Origin of the sequence: Micromonospora sp. NPDC052213 (genome assembly GCF_040679695.1) — a bacterium.
In the GTDB taxonomy this organism is placed as follows: domain Bacteria; phylum Actinomycetota; class Actinomycetes; order Mycobacteriales; family Micromonosporaceae; genus Micromonospora.
In genome coordinates, this window is record NZ_JBFAVI010000014.1 from 1 (window position 1) to 18,594 (window position 18,594).

Annotated in this window: 19 protein-coding genes; 12 read left to right on the forward strand and 7 right to left on the reverse strand. The window is 76.1% G+C overall.

Annotation, left to right across the window (positions count from 1 at the left end; translation table 11 throughout):
- Window positions 1–301 precede the first annotated feature (301 nt).
- The gene (locus tag AB0L34_RS05920; RefSeq protein WP_363702283.1) at window positions 302–847 is read right to left on the reverse strand and encodes a plasmid pRiA4b ORF-3 family protein; all 546 of its coding nucleotides are present in this window, start codon (window positions 845–847) and stop codon (window positions 302–304) included.
- A 150-nt stretch (window positions 848–997) separates the two neighbouring features.
- Between AB0L34_RS05920 and AB0L34_RS05925 the strand changes: the two genes are divergently transcribed.
- The 7 genes from AB0L34_RS05925 (at window position 998) to AB0L34_RS05955 (ending at window position 10,166) form a co-directional block, all read left to right on the forward strand.
- Window positions 998–1,744 carry a pyrimidine reductase family protein gene (locus AB0L34_RS05925; protein WP_363702285.1) on the forward strand — a complete coding sequence of 249 codons (747 nt, stop codon included), beginning with the start codon at window positions 998–1,000 and terminating at the stop codon, window positions 1,742–1,744.
- 143 nt (window positions 1,745–1,887) lie between these two features.
- On the forward strand, window positions 1,888–3,642 hold the full coding sequence (locus tag AB0L34_RS05930; protein ID WP_350711645.1) for an ATP-binding protein: 1,755 nt from the start codon (window positions 1,888–1,890) through the stop codon (window positions 3,640–3,642).
- An 11-nt stretch (window positions 3,643–3,653) separates the two neighbouring features.
- On the forward strand, window positions 3,654–4,802 hold the full coding sequence (locus tag AB0L34_RS05935) for an exonuclease SbcCD subunit D (RefSeq protein WP_363702287.1): 1,149 nt from the start codon (window positions 3,654–3,656) through the stop codon (window positions 4,800–4,802).
- Window positions 4,802–7,276, forward strand: coding sequence for an SMC family ATPase (locus AB0L34_RS05940; RefSeq protein WP_363702289.1), 2,475 nt, complete (start codon window positions 4,802–4,804; stop codon window positions 7,274–7,276). The genes AB0L34_RS05935 and AB0L34_RS05940 overlap by 1 nt, the downstream gene beginning before the upstream one ends.
- A gap of 49 nt (window positions 7,277–7,325) precedes the next feature.
- Window positions 7,326–8,285 (forward strand): hypothetical protein, encoded by a 960-nt coding sequence (locus AB0L34_RS05945; protein WP_350711640.1) that lies wholly within the window; start codon window positions 7,326–7,328, stop codon window positions 8,283–8,285.
- Window positions 8,285–9,142 carry a fused MFS/spermidine synthase gene (locus tag AB0L34_RS05950; protein ID WP_363702291.1) on the forward strand — a complete coding sequence of 286 codons (858 nt, stop codon included), beginning with the start codon at window positions 8,285–8,287 and terminating at the stop codon, window positions 9,140–9,142. Before AB0L34_RS05945 ends, AB0L34_RS05950 begins: the two co-directional genes overlap by 1 nt.
- Before the next feature lie 103 nt (window positions 9,143–9,245).
- Complete coding sequence (locus AB0L34_RS05955) at window positions 9,246–10,166, forward strand: DNA-3-methyladenine glycosylase 2 family protein (RefSeq protein ID WP_363702293.1); 921 nt, start codon at window positions 9,246–9,248, stop codon at window positions 10,164–10,166.
- A gap of 49 nt (window positions 10,167–10,215) precedes the next feature.
- Here the strand turns inward: AB0L34_RS05955 and AB0L34_RS05960 are convergent, their stop codons facing one another.
- On the reverse strand, window positions 10,216–10,749 hold the full coding sequence (locus AB0L34_RS05960; RefSeq protein ID WP_363702295.1) for a DUF1990 domain-containing protein: 534 nt from the start codon (window positions 10,747–10,749) through the stop codon (window positions 10,216–10,218).
- Window positions 10,750–10,799: 50 nt separating this feature from the next.
- Here AB0L34_RS05960 and AB0L34_RS05965 point away from each other — a divergent pair, with 50 nt between their 5' ends.
- The gene (locus AB0L34_RS05965; protein WP_363702353.1) at window positions 10,800–11,288 is read left to right on the forward strand and encodes a GNAT family N-acetyltransferase; all 489 of its coding nucleotides are present in this window, start codon (window positions 10,800–10,802) and stop codon (window positions 11,286–11,288) included.
- On the opposite strand, the gene AB0L34_RS05970 is transcribed toward AB0L34_RS05965, so the two are convergent.
- Window positions 11,263–11,685 (reverse strand): SRPBCC family protein, encoded by a 423-nt coding sequence (locus AB0L34_RS05970; protein ID WP_363702297.1) that lies wholly within the window; start codon window positions 11,683–11,685, stop codon window positions 11,263–11,265. The two genes, AB0L34_RS05965 and AB0L34_RS05970, sit on opposite strands and share 26 nt — an antisense overlap.
- A gap of 158 nt (window positions 11,686–11,843) precedes the next feature.
- On the reverse strand, window positions 11,844–12,056 hold the full coding sequence (locus AB0L34_RS05975) for a hypothetical protein (RefSeq protein ID WP_357453842.1): 213 nt from the start codon (window positions 12,054–12,056) through the stop codon (window positions 11,844–11,846).
- A 135-nt stretch (window positions 12,057–12,191) separates the two neighbouring features.
- Between AB0L34_RS05975 and AB0L34_RS05980 the strand changes: the two genes are divergently transcribed.
- Window positions 12,192–13,304: an ATP-dependent DNA ligase gene (locus AB0L34_RS05980; RefSeq protein WP_363702299.1), complete on the forward strand. Its 1,113-nt coding sequence runs from the start codon at window positions 12,192–12,194 to the stop codon at window positions 13,302–13,304.
- A gap of 53 nt (window positions 13,305–13,357) precedes the next feature.
- Window positions 13,358–14,920: an alpha/beta hydrolase gene (locus AB0L34_RS05985; protein ID WP_363702355.1), complete on the forward strand. Its 1,563-nt coding sequence runs from the start codon at window positions 13,358–13,360 to the stop codon at window positions 14,918–14,920.
- Here the strand turns inward: AB0L34_RS05985 and AB0L34_RS05990 are convergent.
- Window positions 14,847–15,359 carry a potassium channel family protein gene (locus AB0L34_RS05990; RefSeq protein ID WP_357453849.1) on the reverse strand — a complete coding sequence of 171 codons (513 nt, stop codon included), beginning with the start codon at window positions 15,357–15,359 and terminating at the stop codon, window positions 14,847–14,849. The two genes, AB0L34_RS05985 and AB0L34_RS05990, sit on opposite strands and share 74 nt — an antisense overlap.
- A 73-nt stretch (window positions 15,360–15,432) precedes the next feature.
- Here AB0L34_RS05990 and AB0L34_RS05995 point away from each other — a divergent pair, with 73 nt between their 5' ends.
- Complete coding sequence (locus tag AB0L34_RS05995) at window positions 15,433–15,885, forward strand: GNAT family N-acetyltransferase (RefSeq protein ID WP_363702301.1); 453 nt, start codon at window positions 15,433–15,435, stop codon at window positions 15,883–15,885.
- A gap of 163 nt (window positions 15,886–16,048) precedes the next feature.
- A complete protein-coding gene (locus AB0L34_RS06000) occupies window positions 16,049–16,585 on the forward strand; it encodes a hypothetical protein (RefSeq protein WP_363702303.1) in 537 nt (178 codons plus the stop codon).
- 120 nt (window positions 16,586–16,705) lie between these two features.
- Here the strand turns inward: AB0L34_RS06000 and AB0L34_RS06005 are convergent, their stop codons facing one another.
- Complete coding sequence (locus AB0L34_RS06005) at window positions 16,706–17,524, reverse strand: ABC transporter ATP-binding protein (RefSeq protein WP_363702305.1); 819 nt, start codon at window positions 17,522–17,524, stop codon at window positions 16,706–16,708.
- A 70-nt stretch (window positions 17,525–17,594) separates the two neighbouring features.
- Window positions 17,595–18,593 (reverse strand): ABC transporter ATP-binding protein, encoded by a 999-nt coding sequence (locus AB0L34_RS06010; RefSeq protein ID WP_350711066.1) that lies wholly within the window; start codon window positions 18,591–18,593, stop codon window positions 17,595–17,597.
- Window position 18,594 lies beyond the last annotated feature (1 nt).

The following is an 18,594-nucleotide window of genomic DNA, read 5'->3' on the forward strand; positions in this document are numbered from 1 at the left end:
CCCGCGCGACGTTGGGGCGCGGGGGCGCCCCCCGCCCCGCGGGCGGGGGGGGGGGGGTGGGCCGCGGGGGGGGGGGGGCCCCCCCCCCCCCCCCCGGGCGGGGTGGCGGGGTTGCTCACGACGTGACGGCACCTTCCATGATCCCGCGCGGTGTCGCGGGAGGACGACGGGAACCGGGGGCCTGCGGCGCTGCCACGAGCATGTCGGGGGCCGCCCGGGGGTGTCAACGACCGGGTGGGAGCGTTCCCAGATCGTTACCGCGGCCCCGCCCGCGACTCGGAGCCGGCCGGCGGCGGGGCGTTCAGCAGAAGCGGCGCAGCAGGGTGGCGACGCGGCCGGCGTCGAAGGCGGCCGGGTCGAAGCTCTCGCCCACCCAGTCCCGCATCGACCGGTGCTCGGGGTGGCCCGGGTCGGCCACCGCGGCCAGCAGAGCCTGGTAGCCGATCGGCCCGCCCACGTCCTCCGGCGGGCACGCCCGCTCCCCGTCCAGACAGGACGGGTAGCGCTCGTCGGGGTCGGCGGTGAAGGCGTCCTCCACCACCAGGTCGTGCTCCCACCAGTCGCCGAAGTCGTAGGTGTAGTGGAACCGGCTGCCCTTGCCGACCACCGCGTCGAGCCGGACGTCCAGCTCGTCGCGCAGGGCCAGCTCGCCGTCGGCGTCGGGCTCGCCGTACTGCCGGCCCTCGATCTCGAACGAGTGCAGGTGGCAGTCCCGCCAGCCCATGCCGTGCTGCACCACCCGGTGCACCCGGTCCAGCGTGTAGCCGCCCGGGACGAGCACCCGGCGCCAGACGGACGGCCGGACCCCGGCCAGGGAAATCTTCAGCTGGAAGATCTGACGCGGCATGTTGTCCCATCCTTCCTCGGCATAGGCTGCGAGCATGATCTGCCGAGCGTGCCGGGCGAGGCGGCACGACGACTGTCCGGGGCGGAACTGGTGCGACTGCCAGCACCGTACCCCCCGACCCACCCCTCCGGTCACCGGTCCGGCCGGCGAATGAGCGTCGGAATCCCGATTTCGGCGCTCTGGCCCGACCCGTCGGCGCAGCCGCTGGACGACGCCGCGCTCACGGCCCGCTACGGGCGCGCGGGCCGCCCCCACCTGCGGGTGAACTTCGTGACGAGCGTCGACGGCGCGGTGGCCGTCGACGGTTACTCCGCCGGGCTGTCCGGCGAGCCGGACAAGCGCGTCTTCGGCCTGCTGCGGATGCTCTGCGACGCCCTCGTCGTGGCCGCCGGCACCCTGCGGCACGAGGGCTACCGCGCGGTCCGGCTCGACGAGCGGCGCCGGGCGTGGCGCCGGGAGCACGGGCTGCCCGAGTACCCGACCCTGGTCGTCGTCTCCGGCTCGCTCGACCTCGACCCGGCGCAGGCGGCGTTCGCCGACGCGCCGACGCGGCCCGTCGTGCTCACCCGGTCCGACGCGGCGGCGCCGCCCGGCCTCACCGACGTCGCCGACGTGGTGCGCTGCGGCGACGACCGGGTGGACCTCGCCGCGGGCCTGGCCGAGCTGCGCCGCCGCGGCTTCGACCAGCTGCTCTGCGAGGGCGGGCCGCGGCTGTTCGGCGCGCTCACCGCCGCCGACCTGGTGGACGAGGTCTGCCTCACCGTCGCCCCGCTGCTCGCCGGGGCGGGCCCGGGGCGGATCACCGCCGGGCACGCCAGCGAGGTACGCCACCTGCCGCTGCGGCACGTGCTGGCCGCCGCCGACGGCGTCCTCATGCTCCGCTACGCCCGCAACTGAGCGTGGTCGGGCACGCACCCTGCGACGGGGTGGCGGGCCGGGTGCGTGGCGTCCGCCGCGTCGCGTGGCAACCTGTCGTACTCCTGCGGCAGGATGCACCACGTGTGCCCCGACCGCGACGACCAGCCGACCGGAGTTGCCCGATGACTGACGACGGGTTCGACGGCCCGGGCGAGGAGGTCGGCCGGGTGCTGGGCACGGCCGACGCCACCCCCCTGCAGTTCTGGACGGCGGTCTCCCCCGGCAGCTACCTCCAGCTCGACGACGTCGTGGTGACCCGCCGGGAGCTGCCCGACCGCGAGCCGGTGACGATCGCCGGGGTGGTCACCCAGGTGCGCGCCCGGCACGAGGGCGCCCAGTTCGACTCCGACGTCTTCGCCATCGCCGACGGCACGCTGCCGGCGCAGGTGCAGGAGGCCGCCGAGATCACCACCACCCGCGTCGACCCGGAGCTCTACGTGCCGCCGTCGCCCGGTGCGGTGGTGCACCGCGCCGAGGGCGACGCCCGGGCGAGGGCGCTGCACTTCGACCGGATGGAGCGGCGGATCCCGATGGGGATGGGCCGCGACGGGGTGCCGGTCTACCTCAACGCCGACTTCCTCGACGGCAGCCGGGGCGCGCACGTGTCGATCTCCGGCATCTCCGGCGTCGCCACGAAGACGAGCTTCGCCACCTTCCTGCTCTACTCGGTCTTCCGCTCCGGCGTGCTCGGGGGCGACGCCGTCAACGCCAAGGCGCTCATCTTCAACGTCAAGGGTGAGGACCTGCTCTTCCTCGACCATCCCAACACCCGGCTCGACGACGCCACCCGCGCCGCGTACGCGAAGCTCGGCCTGACCGCCGGCGCGTTCCCCGACGTGCGGGTCTACGCCCCGCCCAGGGTCGGCGACTCCTCCGGCACGCCCGACGTGAGCAGCCGCCTCACCGGGGTGGACAGCTTCTACTGGACGCTCGCCGAGTTCTGCGCCGACCGCCTGCTGCCCTACGTCTTCGCCGACGCCGACGACGAGCGCCAGCAGTACACGATGGTCGTCCACTCGGTCGCCGCCCACCTGGCCCGGCACGCCCAGCCCGCCGACGGCGGGGTGAGCATCGACGGGGTGCGACTCGGCTCGTACGCCGACCTGGTCGACCACGTCGTCGAGCAGCTCAACGACGACGAGACCCGCTCCGACTGGGCCGGCAGCGCGGTCGGGCTGGGCACGGTCAACGCGTTCGCCCGCCGGCTGATCGGCAGCAAGAAGGACCTGTCCCGGCTGATCCGGGGCGACCTGGCCACCCGCCGCCCGCACTCGATCAACACCGCCGAGAGCGCCCAGGTCACCGTGGTCGACCTGCACAACCTGCCGGACCGCGCGCAGCGGTTCGTGGTCGGCGTGACGCTCAAGAGCGAGTTCGAGCGCAAGGAGAAGGCCGGCACCGCCAAGCCGCTGCTCTTCGTGGTGCTCGACGAGCTCAACAAGTACGCCCCCCGCGAGGGGTCCTCCCCCATCAAGGAGGTGCTGCTCGACATCGCCGAGCGGGGCCGCTCGCTCGGGGTGATCCTGGTCGGCGCCCAGCAGACGGCGAGCGAGGTGGAGCGGAGGATCGTCACCAACTCGGCGATCCGGGTGGTCGGCCGGCTCGACCCGGCCGAGGCGTCCCGCCCGGAATACGGCTTCCTGCCGCCCGCCCAGCGGCAGCGCGCGCTGCTGGCCAAGCCCGGCACGATGTTCGTCAACCAGCCCGACATCCCGGTGCCGCTCTGCCTGGAGTTCCCGTTCCCGGCCTGGGCCACCCGGGTCTCCGAGGCCGGCCGGGCGCCGTCGGAGACGCTCCGGTCGATCACCCAGTCCGCCGACCCGTTCGCGGTGGTGGGCTCCGGCGGCGGCGCCAGCGACGACGACATCCCGTTCTAGGGGGAGAACCCGTGAAGATCCTGCACACCTCCGACTGGCACGTCGGCAAGGTCCTCAAGGGCCAGTCGCGGGCCGAGGAGCACAAGCAGGTCCTCGCCGGGGTGATCGACGTCGCCCGGGCCGAGCGGCCCGACCTGGTCATCGTCGCCGGCGACCTCTACGACACCGCCGCGCCGACGCCCGAGGCCACCCGCCTGGTCACCCGGGCCCTGACCGCGCTGCGCCGCACCGGCGCCGACGTGGTGGCGATCGGCGGCAACCACGACAACGGCCAGGCCCTCGACGCGCTGCGCCCCTGGGCCGAGGCGGCCGGGATCACGCTGCGCGGCGGCGTCCGGGAGAACCCGGACGAGCACGTCGTCGACGGCACCACGGCCGGCGGCGAGCGCTGGCGGCTGGCCGCGCTGCCGTTCCTCTCCCAGCGCTACGCCATCCGGGCCGTGGAGATGTACGAGCTGACCGCCGCCGAGGCCACCCAGACGTACGCCGACCACCTGGGCCGGGTGCTGGGCCGGCTGACCGAGAGCTTCACCGAGCCGGACCGGGTGCACCTGGTCACCGCCCACCTGACCGTGGTCGGCGCGACGACCGGCGGCGGCGAGCGGGACGCGCACACCGTGCTCGGCTACGCCGTGCCGGCGACCGTCTTCCCGGGCACCGCGCACTACGTGGCGCTGGGCCACCTGCACCGGTCGCAGCGGGTCCAGGGCCCCTGCCCGATCCGCTACAGCGGCAGCCCGCTCGCCGTCGACTTCGGCGAGCAGGAGAACGTGCCGTCGGTGACAATCGTCGAGGTCACCGCGACCACGGCGGCGCAGGTCCGCGAGGTGCCGGTCGTCGCGGCGGCCACGCTGCGCACGGTCCGGGGCACCCTGGCCCAGCTCGCCGAGCTGGACGTGCCGGACGCCTGGCTGCGGGTGTACGTGCGGGAGCAGCCCCGCGCCGGGCTGCGCGAGGAGGTGCAGGAGCTGCTGCCCCGCGCCCTGGAGATCCGCGTCGACCCCGAGCTGGTGCCCGCCCCGGGCGGCGGCGCCCGGGTGGCGCAGCGGGCCGGCCGCTCGCCCCGGCAGCTCTTCGCCGACTACCTCGACAGCCGGGGGCACACCGACGACGGGGTGCGGGAACTCTTCGACGAACTGTTCGAGGAGGTCGACCACTGATGCGGCCGATGCGGCTGGACATGGCGGGCTTCACCGTCTTCCGGGACGAGACGACGATCGACTTCACCGACGCCGACTTCTTCGCCCTGGTGGGGCCGACCGGCTCGGGCAAGTCGACGGTGCTGGACGCGATCTGCTTCGCCCTCTACGGCACGGTGCCCCGCTGGGGCGGCACCCGGGGACTGGCCAACGCCCTCGCGCCGTCGGCCACCGAGGCGCGGGTGCGGCTGGTCTTCGAGTCCGGCGGGTCCCGCTACGTGGCGACCCGGGTGGTGCGCCGGGACGGGCGGGGCAACGTCAAGACGGCCAACGCCGGGTTGCAGCTCATGCCGGCCGGCTTCGACGTGACCAAGCTCGACACGGGGCTGAGCCCCGACGACCTCGGCGAGGTGGTCGCCGGCACCCCCGCCGAGATGGAGCAGGCGGTGCTGGAGGCGGTCGGGCTGCCGTACGAGCAGTTCACCAGCTGCGTGGTGCTGCCGCAGGGGCAGTTCGCGGACTTCCTGCACGCCAAGCCGGCCACCCGGCAGCAGATCCTGGTGAACCTGCTCGGTCTCGGGGTCTACGAGGAGGTGCAGAAGAAGGCGACCGCGCGGGCCGCGCAGGCCGAGGCGAAGCTGGAGGCGGTCGACCAGGCGCTGGCCGGGCTCACCGACGTCGACGACGCCGCGCTGGCGACGGCGACCGGGCAGGTCGACCGGATGCGGGAGCTGGTCGGGGCGGTGGCGGCGGCCGTACCGGAGCTGGCGGCGGCCCGGGAGGCGGCGCGCGAGGCGGGCGCGGCGCTCGCCGCGCTCGACGCCGACCTGGCGGTGCTGTCCGCCGTGCGCGCGCCGGACGGGGTGGCCGAGGTGGCCCGGGCGGTGGCGTCGGCGCGGGCGGGCGCGGACGAGGCGGCGACGGCGGTGTCGCTGGCCGAGGAGCGGGAGGAGAAGCTCCGCGGCGAGCTGGCCGCGGCCGGCGACGAGAGCGCAATGCGGCTGCTGCTGCGGGCGTACACCGACCGGGAGAAGCTGGCCGGCGAGGCGGAGACGGTCCGGGCGGCGGTGGGCACGGCGGAGGGCGAGCACGCGGCGGCGGTGACCGCGCTGACGCAGGCGCGGGCGGCGGCCGAGCGGGCCGAGGCCGAGTTGGAGGCCGCCTTCCGGGCCCACGAGGAGGCCAAGGCGACCGACCAGGCGGTGGCGCTGCGGGCGCACCTGCGCGACGGGGCGACCTGCCCGGTCTGCGAGCAGACGGTGGCCCGGGTGCCGGCGGTGCCGGCGGACTCGGCGGTCGCCGCCGCCACGGCGGCGGGCCGGGCGGCGCGGGCCGCCACGAAGGCCGCACAGGCGGTGGTGGCGGAGCGCGACGCCGCGGCCCGCGAGCTGGAGCGGGTGCTGGTGCGGGCGCGGGCCCGGCAGGACCAGCTGGACGCCCGGCTGGCCGAGCTGGACGGGCAGTTGGCCGGGGCGGCGGAGCCGGCGGTGCTGCGCCGCGAGCTGGACGACCACGCGCGGCTGCGCCGGGCGCTGGAGGAGTCGGCGGCGGCGGTGCGGGCCGGCCGGGAGGCGGCCCGGCGGGCCCGGGCGGCCGTGGACGCCGCCGAGGAGCGGCTGCGCGCGACCTGGCGGGCGTTCGACGCCGCCCGCGACGGGCTGGCCCGGTTCGGGCCGCCGGCGGCCGACCGCGACGACCTCGGCGCGGCGTGGGCGGCCCTCACCGGGTGGGCCGGCGCGGAGGCGGAGCGCCGCCGCGCCGAGCGGGCGGGGCGGGCCGCCGCGGTGGCGGAGGCCGAGGCGGTGGCGGCCGGCGTCGGCGAGCGCATCGCGGGCATCTTCGCCGCCGCCGGGCTGCCGGCCACCGACGATCCGGTACGCGCCGCCGACCGCGCCCTGGAGCGGGCCGAGGGCGACCTGCGCGAGCTGGAGCGCCGCCGCGAGCAGGCCGGCGGGCTGCGCGAGCAGCGGGCCGGGTACGAGCACGAGGCGCAGGTGGCCCGGGCCCTCGCGGGGCACCTGCGGGCCAACAACTTCGAGCGGTGGCTGCTGGCCGAGGCGTTGGACCTGCTGGTCGACGGCGCGTCGGGCATCCTGCGGGAGCTCTCCGGCGGGCAGTACGACCTGGTGCACGACAAGGGCGAGTTCTTCGTCGTCGACCACCACGACGCCGGGCTGCGCCGGGGCGTGCGCACCCTGTCCGGCGGCGAGACCTTCCAGGCGTCGCTGGCGCTGGCGCTGGCGTTGTCCGAGCAGCTCGCCGGCATGTCCACCACCGCGGCGAGCCTGGAGTCGATCGTGCTCGACGAGGGCTTCGGCACGCTCGACGCGGCCACCCTGGACACGGTGGCCGCCACCCTGGAGAGCCTGGCCGCCCGGGGCGACCGGATGGTCGGGGTGGTCACCCACGTGCCGGCGCTGGCCGAGCGCATCCCGGTCCGCTACGAGGTCAGCAAGGACGCCCGGTCGGCCCGCGTCGAGCGGACCGGCCGGTGAGCGGGGGCCGCCGCGGCGTCCCCCGGGCCACGACGGGAGGCTCGCCCCGGTGACCGATCCCCGGTTCTTCGTCGACGCCTGGGACCCGGCGTACGGGGCCTCGTTCGAGGCGTCCGGCGGCGGTCCCGCCGCGCCGAGCAGCGCCCAGGTCGACGCGGACGCCGAGCTGCCCGCGGTGGACTGGCGGGCCATCGGGCCCCGCCCCGGGGTACGCGCCCCCGACGTGGTGCTGCTGGTCGACGGGGTGCGCCGGATCGACGCGAGCGTGTGGACGGCGGAGGACGACGGCGCGTCCTTTCCCGGCCTGGCCGCCTCGTACGCCGCCGGGGTGGTCCGGTGCGACCTGGAGCGCGGCGCGGCGCGGCTCGCCGGCGCGAAGGTCGGCCGGGGCCTGTTCACCGCCAGCCCGTCGGCGGTGGACGTGGTCGCCGGCAGCGTCCGCTACCCGGTGCACCGGGTCAGCGGCACGGGCGAGCTGAACAAGCTCCCCGCCGCCGTGCAGGGGCCGCTGACCGCGCTGGAGGTGGAGGTCTCCGGGGCGGCCCGCACCGACGGCGACCTGCTGGTGGTGGACGGCCCGCTGCGCAACCGGCGACAGCTGCCGCGCACGCTGGGCTACATCAAGACGCAGCACAGCCAATACCTGGACGCCCGGCTGACGGCGGTGGTCACCGGGCTGGCGGCCGGCGAGCGGTCCCCGGTGTTCCGGCTCGGCACGGCATGGGGCGGCTGGTCGTGGTATTTGCGGCTGCCGGTGGCCCTCGGGGCGCCGTGGGCGGGCATCGTCCGGATGGAGTGCTCCGCCGAGCTGGGCATCGACGAGGCGGTGGAGCTGGCCGACCTGTCGCTGGTGACGCTGCCCCGGTTCGCCTCCACCCCGTACAAGGACCCGCGGGCACCGCAGAACCTCATCCCGATCGCGGGCCTGGAGCGCCGCCTGCGGGCGCTGCTCGGCGACGCGCGGCTGCTGCACCGGGTGCTCACCGCCGCCGCCCGGGCCCGCCGCTGATGGGGCGCAGGCGGGGCGCCGAGACGGTGGCCACGGGGGTGGACACCGGGCTGGCCGAGCTGGTGCCGGATCCGGACCGGCCGGGGTCGTGGACCCTGCTGTTGGACGGCGCGCCGCAGTCGCACGTGGACCTGGCCGACCCCACGCACCTGGAGTTCGAGTACGTCCGGCGGCTGGCCGCCGCGATCGACCTGGTGGCCCCGGCCGGTGCGCCGCTGCGGGTGCTGCACCTCGGGGGCGGGGCGCTGACCCTGCCCCGCTACGTGGCCGCCACCCGGCCCGGCTCCATCCAGCGGGTGGTCGAGGTGGACGGTGCGCTGGTGGAGCTGGTCCGCCGTGCCCTGCCGTGGCCGGCGGACTTCCGGCTCAAGGTGCGGGTGGCCGACGCCCGCGCGGTGCTCGCCGCCAGCCGGGACGCCGGCTACGACGTGGTGGTCGCCGACGTCTTCGCCGGCGCGCGCACCCCGGCCCACCTCACCTCGGTGGAGTACGCCGCCGAGGTGGCCCGGGTGCTGCGCCCCGACGGCTGCTACCTGGCCAACGTCGCGGACGGCCCGCCGCTGCGTCACGCGCGGGCGCAGGTCGCCACGGTCCGGTCGGTGCTGCCCCGGGCCTGCCTGGTCGGGGACGCGGCGGTGCTGCGCGGGCGGCGCTACGGCAACCTGGTGCTCGTGGCGAGCCGCGTCGAGCCGCCGGTGCCGGAGCTGACCCGGCGCGCCGCCGGGGACTGGTTCCCCGGCCGGGTGCTGGCCGGCGCGGAGCTGGACCGGTTCGCCGGCGGGGCCCCGGTGGTCCGCGACGCCGACGCCACCGACTCGACCCCGCCGCCGCCCGGAATCTTCTCCGTGCGTCGTTGATCCGTTCGCGGGGGCCCGACGGGCGGGGACGAGCGGCGTACCGGGGACGCCGCGCCCCGGCGGCGCCGCTGGTCACGGGACCGGGACGTGGCAGCATGGGCGGGTGACCGGGACCGAACCCTCCGCCCGCCGGGAGCTGCGCCCGCCGGCCGGCTACCGGCTGGCCGCGTCGGTCCGGGCGTTGACCTTCAGCGCGTACGACCCCTGCGCGCGCGTCGCGGCGGGCACCTTCTGGTGGGCCACCCGCACCCCCGACGGGCCGGCCACCCTCGCCCTGCGGCCGGCCGGCGGCGACCTGCTCGCCGAGGGCTACGGCCCGGGCGCCGACTGGGTGGTGGAGCGGGCGGACGCGGTCGCGGGGCTGCGCGACGACCTCAGCGGGTTCGCGGAACTCGCCGCCGGCCACCCCGTGGTGGCGCGGCTGGCGGCCCAGCAGCGGGGGCTGCGGATGCCGGCCACCGGTCAGGTCTTCCCCCGGCTGCTCCGGGCGGTCCTCGAGCAGAAGGTGACCGGCAAGGAGGCGTACCGCGCGTACGCCGCGACGGTGCGGCACTTCCGCGAGCCGGCGCCCGGGCCGATGCAGCCGCTGCTGCTGCCGCCTGAGCCGGCGGCGGTGGCCGCCACCCCGTACTGGGTGTTCCACCCGTTCGGGGTGGAGCAGCGCCGGGCCGACACGCTGCGCCGCGCCGCCGCCGTCGCGGAGCGGTTGGAGCGCTGCGCGGACTCCGCCGAAGCCACCCGCCGGCTCACCGCCATCGCCGGCATCGGGCCGTGGACCGCCGCCGAGGTGGTGCGGATCGCGTACGGGGACCCGGACGCGGTCAGCGTCGGCGACTTCCACGTGCCGAACACGGTGGCCTGGGCGCTCGCGGGCGAGCCACGTGGGGACGACGCCCGGATGCTGGCGCTGCTGGAGCCGTTCCGGGGGCACCGGGGCCGGGTCTGCGTGCTGCTGGAGGCCGGGGGCGTCCAGGCCCCGAGGTACGGCCCCCGGATGCCGATCCGCTCCTTCGCCCGGTTCTGACCGGCCGCCGCCGTTCTGGCCGGCGGGGCGGTGCCGTGGACGGGCGCGGTCAGGACCGGGCGCAGAGGCGGCGCAGGGTGCGGCCGAGCCACCAGGCGTACGCGTGCTGGAAGGCCCGGCCGGCCGGGCCGGCCACCCGCATGATCCAGCGGTCCGGGCGGCTGAACGCGACCACCTCGAACCAGACGCGGCCGGCGGCGTCGCGGCTGACCACGAACGCCTCCTCGCCGCTGGCCGGGTGCCCGGGCAGCGTGCCGTACCCGAAGCCGGCCCGCCGGTCGTCGTCGACGGCCCAGACCACCTCGCAGGGCGCGGCCAGCCGCAGCGGGCCGACGCCCAGCCGGGAGACCACCCGCACCCCGGGCGCGGCGCGGTCGGCCGCCGCGTCCATCCGGATGCCGGCCGCCCGGTGCAGGCGCCAGCCGAGCACCGCCGCACCGGCGGCGGCGAAGCAGGAGTCGGGCAGCCGCACCCGGTGCCGCACGTGCCGCCAGCCGGGCGGCAGGTCCCCGACGCGGGTGGCGCCGACGTGCGGATAGGTCAGTGCCGGCACGGCGCGCACCCCCGGGGCTCGACGGATCACCGCCAGCGTACGGGCGGCGCGGCGGGGCCGTGTGGTTGGCTGTCGGCGTGATGGAGCCGCGCATCGCCCCCGCCGACGTCCCGGACGCGGGCGAGATCCTCACGGTGCAGCGCGCCGCGTACCTCGTCGAGGCCCAGCGCTACGCCGACCCGTTCCTGCCGCCGCTGACCGAAACCCTGGAGGAGGTGCGGGCCACGCTGGCGGGGCCGGCGACGGTGCTCACCGCCCGGCTCGGCCACCGGCTGGTCGGCTCGGTGCGGGCGCACGTCGACGGCGACACCGCGCACGTCGGCCGCCTCGCCGTCGCCCCCGACCAGCAGGGCCGGGGCGTCGGCGGGCGGCTGCTACGGGCGGTCGAGGCGGCCTGCGCCGCCCGCGTACGCCGCTTCGCGCTCTTCACCGGGGCCGACAGCGAGCAGAACCTGCGGCTGTACCACCGGCACGGCTACCGCGTGGTCGGGCACCGGCCGGACCCGAACGGCCACCGGCTGGCCCTGCTGGAGAAGGCCGTGGTCAGTCCCGCTCGCAGCGACGCCTGAGCCCGTCGGCCTCCATCCGCAGGTAGCGGCGGATCAGGTCGCCGTAGAGCCAGCCGACGGGACCGGCCAGCGGCCCGGACTGCGCGAGCACCAGCTCGACCCGGCTGCGCCCGTCGGCGAGCGGCAGCACCCGGTGTTCGGCCAGGGTGCGCACGCCGGGGCTGCGCGACACCCAGGCGAAGGAGTGCCCCTCGGTCAGCTCGGTGACCCGCCAGACGGCCGGCCGCAGCTTCGGCTGCTCCAGCCTGGCGGTGGCGCCCACCGCGAGCGGCCCCGGCTCCCCCCGCCGGGCCCGGCGCACCGAGGGCGTCCACTCCGGCCACCGCTCGACGTCGACCAGCACCGCCCAGACCCGTCCGGGTTCGGCGGCCACCTCCGTACCGGCCTCGAACCGCATCGCGCCCCCTCCCGGGCGGCGCCCCGCGCGCCGCGCCCACCGGTGACGACGCTGCCCGCCGGATCGTGACCGCGGCATCCGCCGGCCGGTCGGTCGTCGCCGGTCCGGCCGGTCGCCGCCGGTCCGGCCGGTCACCGCCGGGCGCGGGCGCCGCCGGGTCAGGCGGCCTCGCGCAGGTCGGCCAGCCCCAGTGGGGTACGCCGGCGCAGCAGCTCCTCCAGCTCCGCCACCGAGCCGACCTCGCCGAGCACGTCCTTGCCCCCGCCGAACCGGGCCGGGTAGCGGCGCACGAGCCGGTACCGGTGGCGGCCCCGGATCAGCTCGACGCTCACCCGCCACCGACCGCAGCACCCGCAGACCCACTCCGACACCCCGCGAAAGTAGCTCTGACCTGCGGTTATCCGATTCGCCCGGGCGGGGACGAGGGGCGCGCGGGGAGACACGCCGCCCGCCGCCCGACCGTGATCTGCCTCACGAATGTCGGCGACGTCTGGTTGACTGGCGCCGTGAAACTGCCGATCAGTCCACCGGTCGAGCCGATGCTGGCCAAGAGCGTCCCGCGGATCCCCACCGCGTCCGGGATGACGTACGAGCCGAAGTGGGACGGCTTCCGGTGCATCGTGTTCCGCGACGGCGACGAGGTCGAGCTGTCCAGCCGGGGCGGCAAGTCGATGACCCGCTACTTCCCGGAGGTGGTCGAGCAGGCCCGCCGCCAGCTGCCCGAGCGGTGCGCGGTCGACGGCGAGCTGATCGTGATCCGGCGGGACGGCCCGGGCGGGCAGCCCCGGCTCGACTTCGAGCTGCTGGCCCAGCGCGTCCACCCGGCCGCCTCCCGGGTGAAGCTGCTGGCCGAGACCACGCCGGCCGACTTCGTCGCCTTCGACCTGCTCCTCCTCGACGACGAGACCCTGCTCGACCAGCCCTATCCGCAGCGGCGGGCCCGGTTGGAGGCGGCCCTGGGCGGGGTCCGCCCGCCGGTGCACGTCACCCAGGTCACCACCGACGTCGACACCGCCCACCGATGGTTCGACGTCTTCGAGGGCGCCGGCCTGGACGGCCTGATCGCCAAGCCGGCCGACCTGCCCTACGAGCCGGGCAAGCGGCTCATGTTCAAGGTCAAGCACGCCCGCACCGCCGACGTGGTGGTGGCCGGGTTCCGGTGGCACAAGTCGGGCCCGGTGGTCGGCTCGCTCCTGCTCGGGCTCTACGACGACGCGGGCGTCCTGCACCACGTCGGGGTGAGCGCCTCGTTCACCATGGCCCGCCGCGCCGAGCTGCTGGAGGAGCTGGAGCCCTACCGGGACGCCGGCGCCGACCACCCGTGGGTGCACGGCGACCACGAGCGCGGCCAGCGCCTGCCCGGCGGGGTCAGCCGCTGGACCGGCACCCGCAACCTGGAGTGGGAGCCGCTCCGCCCCGAGCTGGTGGTCGAGGTCGGCTACGACGCGATGGAGGGCGACCGGTTCCGGCACACCGCCCGGTTCGTCCGGTGGCGGCCCGACCGCGAGCCCGGCTCCTGCCGCTACGACCAGCTCGACCGGCCGGTCCGGTTCGATGTGGACCAGGTGCTCCGCGGCGACCCGACGGTGACCGTGGGCTCCGGGGCGGGCCCGGCGTAGCCTGGCCGTCGAAATCGATCACGGAGGCCCTCGTGACCCGCACTTCCGCCCGGATCCGCCGGTTCCGGCTCACCCTGGCCGGCCTGGCCGCCGCCGCGCTGCTCGCCGCCGGCTGCACCCTCCCGGCGTTCGCCCCCCGGACGGACGTCGAGGGCGAGGCCGCCGCGCCGGGCACCGCGCCGACCTGGCGGCCCTGCCCGGAGGTGGCCGAGGAGCTGGTCGGGCGGAGCGCGCCGAACATGCGCTACGAGTGCGCGCGGATCAAGGTGCCGCGTGACTGGGGCATGGGCGGCGCGGCCGGCACCGGCCCGGGCGCCGGGCAGACCTTCGAGATCGCGCTGCTGCGCGCCCGGTCGACGAAGCAGCGCGAGCGGATCGGCTCGCTGGTCGTCAACCCGGGCGGGCCGGGCGGATCCGGGGTGGACACGGCGGTCTACCTCTCCTACGGGCCGGCGTTCGGCGGCCTGCCCGCCTCGATCACCGACCGGTTCGACATCGTCGGCTTCGACCCTCGCGGGGTGTCCCGCTCCAGCCCGGTGAAGTGCATTCCGGACGCCGACCTGGACGCGAGCTTCGGCTACGACCCCGACCCGCGCAGCCAGGAGTCCTTCGACGGGTTCGTGGCGCTCAACCAGCGGATCGGGCGCGGCTGCGGCGACCGCTACGGCGACCAGTTGCCGCTCTACGGCACCGAGCAGGCCGCCCGGGACATGGACGCGGTCCGCGCGGCCGTCGGCGACGACAGGCTGACCTACCTCGGCTACTCCTACGGCACCCTGCTCGGCGCCACCTACGCGCAGCTCTACCCACAGCACGTCCGGGCGATGGTGCTCGACGGCGCGATCGACCCGAGGCAGGGTCTGGTCGCCGGCTCGGAGAGCCAGGCCAAGGGCTTCGAACGGGCCTTCGACAACTTCACCCGGTGGTGCGCCGCCAACGCCGGCCGCTGCCCGATCGCCCCGGACGCCCGCGCCGCGGTCACCTCGGCGATCGACAAGGCCCGGGTGTCCCCGGTGCGCGGCGACGACGGCCGGGAGGCCACCCCGGGCTGGGTCTTCTACGCGATCATCTCCTCGCTCTACACCGAGCAGGGGTGGCAGGAGTTGGCCCGCGCCATCGACGAGTTGGAGGGCGGCGACCCGACGGACGTGTTCCGCCTCGCCGACGCGTACGCCGACCGGGACTCCGACGGGCACTACTCGAACCTGTTCGACGCCAACCTGGCCGTCAACTGCGCCGACGAGGAGGAGAAGCCGACCCGGGAGCGGATCCGCCAGCTCCAGTCGCAGTGGCGGGCGAAGTACCCGCTGTTCGGCCCGTCGCTGGCCGTCGGCATGCTCTCCTGCACCGAGTGGCCGGGCGGCCGCGACCCGTACCCGACCGGGCGGGCCGACGGGGCGCCGCCGATCCTGGTGGTGGGCACCACCGGCGACCCGGCGACGCCCTACGAGCAGACCGGCGAGCTGGCCGAGATGCTCGGCGTCGGCCGGGTGCTCACCTGGGAGGGCGAGGGGCACACCGCCTACCCGCAGTCCTCCTGCATCACGGAGGCGGTCGACGCCTACTTGACCGACCTGACCGTGCCCAGAGAGGGGCTGCGCTGCCCGGCCCGCTGACCGGCCGCTCCGGCGGCAGGTCGGGCAGCTCGATGCCCTGCCGCGCGGCGATCTCCTCCAGCAGCGCCCGCATCCGCCGGACGTCGGCCTTGAGTTCCTCCTGCTCGTCGTGCTCGAAGGCGTCGTCGTCGACGATCAGCTGGCTGGCGAAGTGCGCGGTGATCAACGGGATGACCAGCAGCACCATGGTCGAGATGAGCAGCGCGGCGAGGGCCCGGCCCTGCCAGCTGACCGGTGAGATGTCGCCGTACCCGACGGTGGACGCGGTCACCACCGCCCACCAGACCGCGTCCGCCGCCGTTCGGTTCTCCACCTGGCCGTAGATGACGCCGGCCACCACGATCATCAGCAGGTAGGAGATGATCAACGTCCGGGGCGAGTTGGCGAACCAGACCAGCGCCCGGTAGATCCACCGGAACGGCAGCAGCAGGACGTCCATGAGCCATCATGCTGCCCGGTGCCGGCAAGCGCCGCCCCCGCATCGCCCCACATCGTTGTGTCACGCTGGCGGCATGAGCGACGTGATCTTCCGGGAGGCGGTCCGGGCCGACCTGCCCGCCGTGCTGGCCCTGCTCGCCGACGACGTGCTCGGGAAGTCCCGGGACTTCACGGAGGTCGACGACGCGTACGAGAGGGCGTTCGCCGACATCGCCGCCGATCCGCGCAACCAGCTGATCGTGGCCGACGCGGACGGTGAGGTGGTCGGCTGCATGCAGCTCACCTACATCCCCGGGCTCGGCCGGCACGGCGCGGAGCGGCAGCTCGTCGAGGCCGTCCGCGTCCGCTCGGACCGGCGTGGGCGGGGCCTCGGCCGGCAGATGATGACCTGGGCCGTCGACCAGGCGAAGCAGCGCGGCTGCGCCCTGGTGCAGCTCACCACCGACAAGACCCGCCACGACGCCCACCGCTTCTACCTCAGCCTCGGCTTCGTGGCCAGCCACGAGGGCATGAAGCTTCCGCTCTGACCTCGGGGCCCGGCCCGCCGCCCCCGCCTTCCGCGAGCCGCACGGTGGCCCGGGACCGGGGACGCTCCCCCGCGTCGGGGAGCCGGTTCACCCACCGGCGGGGTGGCGGGCCGTCCTCGGCCGGCGAGGCTGGAGCAGCAGCCGCCGAGGAACGGAGTTTGTCATGAGCACCGCGACCGCCATCGCCCCGTCGGGTCACGCCCGGGACGGACGATCGGCACCGCGGTGGGCGGTGCGGACCGCCCACCTGATTCCCCTGGTCACCCTCCCGTCGGGGCTGTGGCGCATCGCACTGGTGGCCGGCGTCCCGATCGGCGCGTTCGTGAACGGCGAGCCGGTCCGGGTCGGCGGTTGGGAAGCCGTCTACATCCTGTCGCTGAGCGTGGTCCAGGAGGCGCTGGCGCTGCTCTCGATCGGACTCGTCCGGCAGTGGGGCGAGATCTTCCCACGCTGGCTGCCGCTGGTCGGCGGCCGGCGGGTGCCGCCGCCGTTCGCCGAGACCGCGGCCACCGCGGGCGGCGTCGCGCTCATCCTGATCTGGGGGTACGCCGCGATTGGCGGGCTCCCGCGCGGCGACGGGTTCGGCTTCTCCCCCGGCGGAGCGGCGTTGCTGTTGGCCTGCTACCTCCCGCTGCTGCTCTGGGGTCCGCTGCTGCTCGCGCTCACCGTGGCCTACCACCGGCGTCGCTGCCGGGACTGAGTGCGGGCCGCGCTCGACGAGCCGGCCACCGGCCTCGACCCGCGCAGCCCGGGCGCCTCGTTCGCCCTGGTCGCCGGCGCCCGGGGGTCCGCACCGCACGTCGGTGCGGACCCGCCCCGGTCAGCCGTCGACCAGGCGGCCGTCGCGGAGGGTGAGGACGCGGTCGGCGAGGTCGATCAGGGCCGGGTCGTGGGTGGCGACCAGCGCGGTCATGCCCCGAGCGTGCACGACCGCCCGGATCAGGTCCATGATCGAGCGGCCGGTCTCCGAGTCGAGCTGGCCCGTGGGCTCGTCGGCGATCAGCAGGTCGGGCTCGTTGGCCAGGGCCCGGGCCACCGCCACCCGCTGCTGCTGCCCGCCCGACAGCTCGTACGGCCGCTGCGCGGCGTGCCCGCCCAGGCCGACCAGCTCCAGCAGCACCGCCACCCGTTCCTCCCGCTCGGCCGCCGGCACCCGCGCCAGCCGCAGCGGCACGCCGACGTTCTCGGCGGCGGAGAGGATCGGCACCAGCCCGAAGGTCTGGAACACGAAGCCGACGATGCCCCGGCGCAGCTCCAGCAGCTCCCGCTCGCCGACCCCGGTCACGTCGTGCCCCGCCACCACCACCCGGCCCGAGTCGGGCCGGTCCAGCCCGCCGACGAGGTTCAGCAGGGTGGTCTTGCCCGCCCCGGAGCGTCCCCGTACGGCTACCAGCTCGCCCCGCCCGGCGGAGAAGGACACCTCCCGCACGGCGTGCACGGCGTGCTCGCCGCGGCCGAACGTGCGGCTGACCTCCGTCACCCGGACCACCTCGTCGGTGACCGCGACGCCCGCCACGCCTGCGCCGGGCCGCCCGTCCGCGACGTCCCCGGAGCGCCCGTCCGTCACCGTCCCGCCGGAGCGCCCGTCGACCGTCGCCCCGTCGTACCGGCCGTCCGCCATCACGTCCCGCTCGCTCATGATCCCGCCCCGCTGCGCTCGGCGCGGCCGACCGGCTCGGCCACGCGGTACCGACTGATTCCTGGCCCGCTCACTGCGTCGCCTCCCGCTCGTCCCGCGCCCGGTCGCCCGGCCGCACCTCCACGTGGTCCGGCTCCAGGTTGAGCCGTACCCGGTCCCGCAGCGACAGGGCGTCGACGAAGGACGCCGGCAGCTGCATCCGGCCGGTGCGGTCGAGCACGGCGTACTCCTCGCTGACCAGCTCGGTGCTGCCGTCCGCGCCGATCCGAGCGGTCCGGCGTACCTCGGAGGCGGTCCGGCCGTCGCGGATCGCGACGGTCCGGCGGACCTGGGTGGCCACGGCGTGGTCGTGGGTGACCACCACGATGGTGACGCCGAGTTCGGCGTTGATGGTGCGCAGCGCCCCGAACACCTCGGCGCCGGTCGCCTCGTCCAGCTCACCGGTCGGCTCGTCGGCGAAGAGCACCTCGGGGTCGTTGGCGACCGCCACCGCCACCGCGCAGCGCTGCTGCTCGCCGCCGCTGAGCTGCCCCGGCCGCCGGTCGGCGCAGTGGCCCACGCCGACCAGGTCGAGCAGTTCCCGCGCCCGCTCGCGGTTGGCCCGCCGGCCGCCCCGCCGACCGGCCAGCCGCATCGGCAGCTCGACGTTCTCCAGCGCGGTCAGGTACGGCAGCAGGTTGCGGCCGGTCTGCTGCCAGACGAACCCCACCATGTCACGCCGGTAGCTCAGTCTCCGCCGTGCGGAGAGGTTGAGCAGGTCGTAGTCGCCCACGCGGGCGATGCCGGCGGTGGGGGTGTCCAGCCCGGAGAGGATGTTCAGCAGGGTCGACTTGCCGGAACCGGAGGCGCCCACGATCGCCACCAGCTCGCCCCGGTCGATGACCAGGTCGAGCCCCTGTAGCGCGACCACCTCCACCCCCTCGGTCTTGAAGATCCGGACCAGCCCGTCGCAGACGATGTGCCCGCGCAACAGGTCCCGGCCACCGGCCCGCTCCGCCGCACGCTCGGCGGCCCGCTGTTGCAGGGCGGCCAGGTCCGGCACGGCGGTGGTCTCCGCGGTAGCGGTCATG

Coding starts and splice junctions, on each gene's coding strand:
- AB0L34_RS05920 (WP_363702283.1), bottom strand. CDS start 847: ATGCCGCGTCAGATCTTCCAGCTGAAGATTTCCCTGGCCGGGGTCCGG.
- AB0L34_RS05925 (WP_363702285.1), top strand. CDS start 998: ATGAGCGTCGGAATCCCGATTTCGGCGCTCTGGCCCGACCCGTCGGCG.
- AB0L34_RS05930 (WP_350711645.1), top strand. CDS start 1,888: ATGACTGACGACGGGTTCGACGGCCCGGGCGAGGAGGTCGGCCGGGTG.
- AB0L34_RS05940 (WP_363702289.1), top strand. CDS start 4,802: ATGCGGCCGATGCGGCTGGACATGGCGGGCTTCACCGTCTTCCGGGAC.
- AB0L34_RS05950 (WP_363702291.1), top strand. CDS start 8,285: ATGGGGCGCAGGCGGGGCGCCGAGACGGTGGCCACGGGGGTGGACACC.
- AB0L34_RS05965 (WP_363702353.1), top strand. CDS start 10,800: ATGGAGCCGCGCATCGCCCCCGCCGACGTCCCGGACGCGGGCGAGATC.
- AB0L34_RS05970 (WP_363702297.1), bottom strand. CDS start 11,685: ATGCGGTTCGAGGCCGGTACGGAGGTGGCCGCCGAACCCGGACGGGTC.
- AB0L34_RS05990 (WP_357453849.1), bottom strand. CDS start 15,359: ATGGACGTCCTGCTGCTGCCGTTCCGGTGGATCTACCGGGCGCTGGTC.
- AB0L34_RS05995 (WP_363702301.1), top strand. CDS start 15,433: ATGAGCGACGTGATCTTCCGGGAGGCGGTCCGGGCCGACCTGCCCGCC.
- AB0L34_RS06000 (WP_363702303.1), top strand. CDS start 16,049: ATGAGCACCGCGACCGCCATCGCCCCGTCGGGTCACGCCCGGGACGGA.
- AB0L34_RS06005 (WP_363702305.1), bottom strand. CDS start 17,524: ATGAGCGAGCGGGACGTGATGGCGGACGGCCGGTACGACGGGGCGACG.
- AB0L34_RS06010 (WP_350711066.1), bottom strand. CDS start 18,593: ATGACCGCTACCGCGGAGACCACCGCCGTGCCGGACCTGGCCGCCCTG.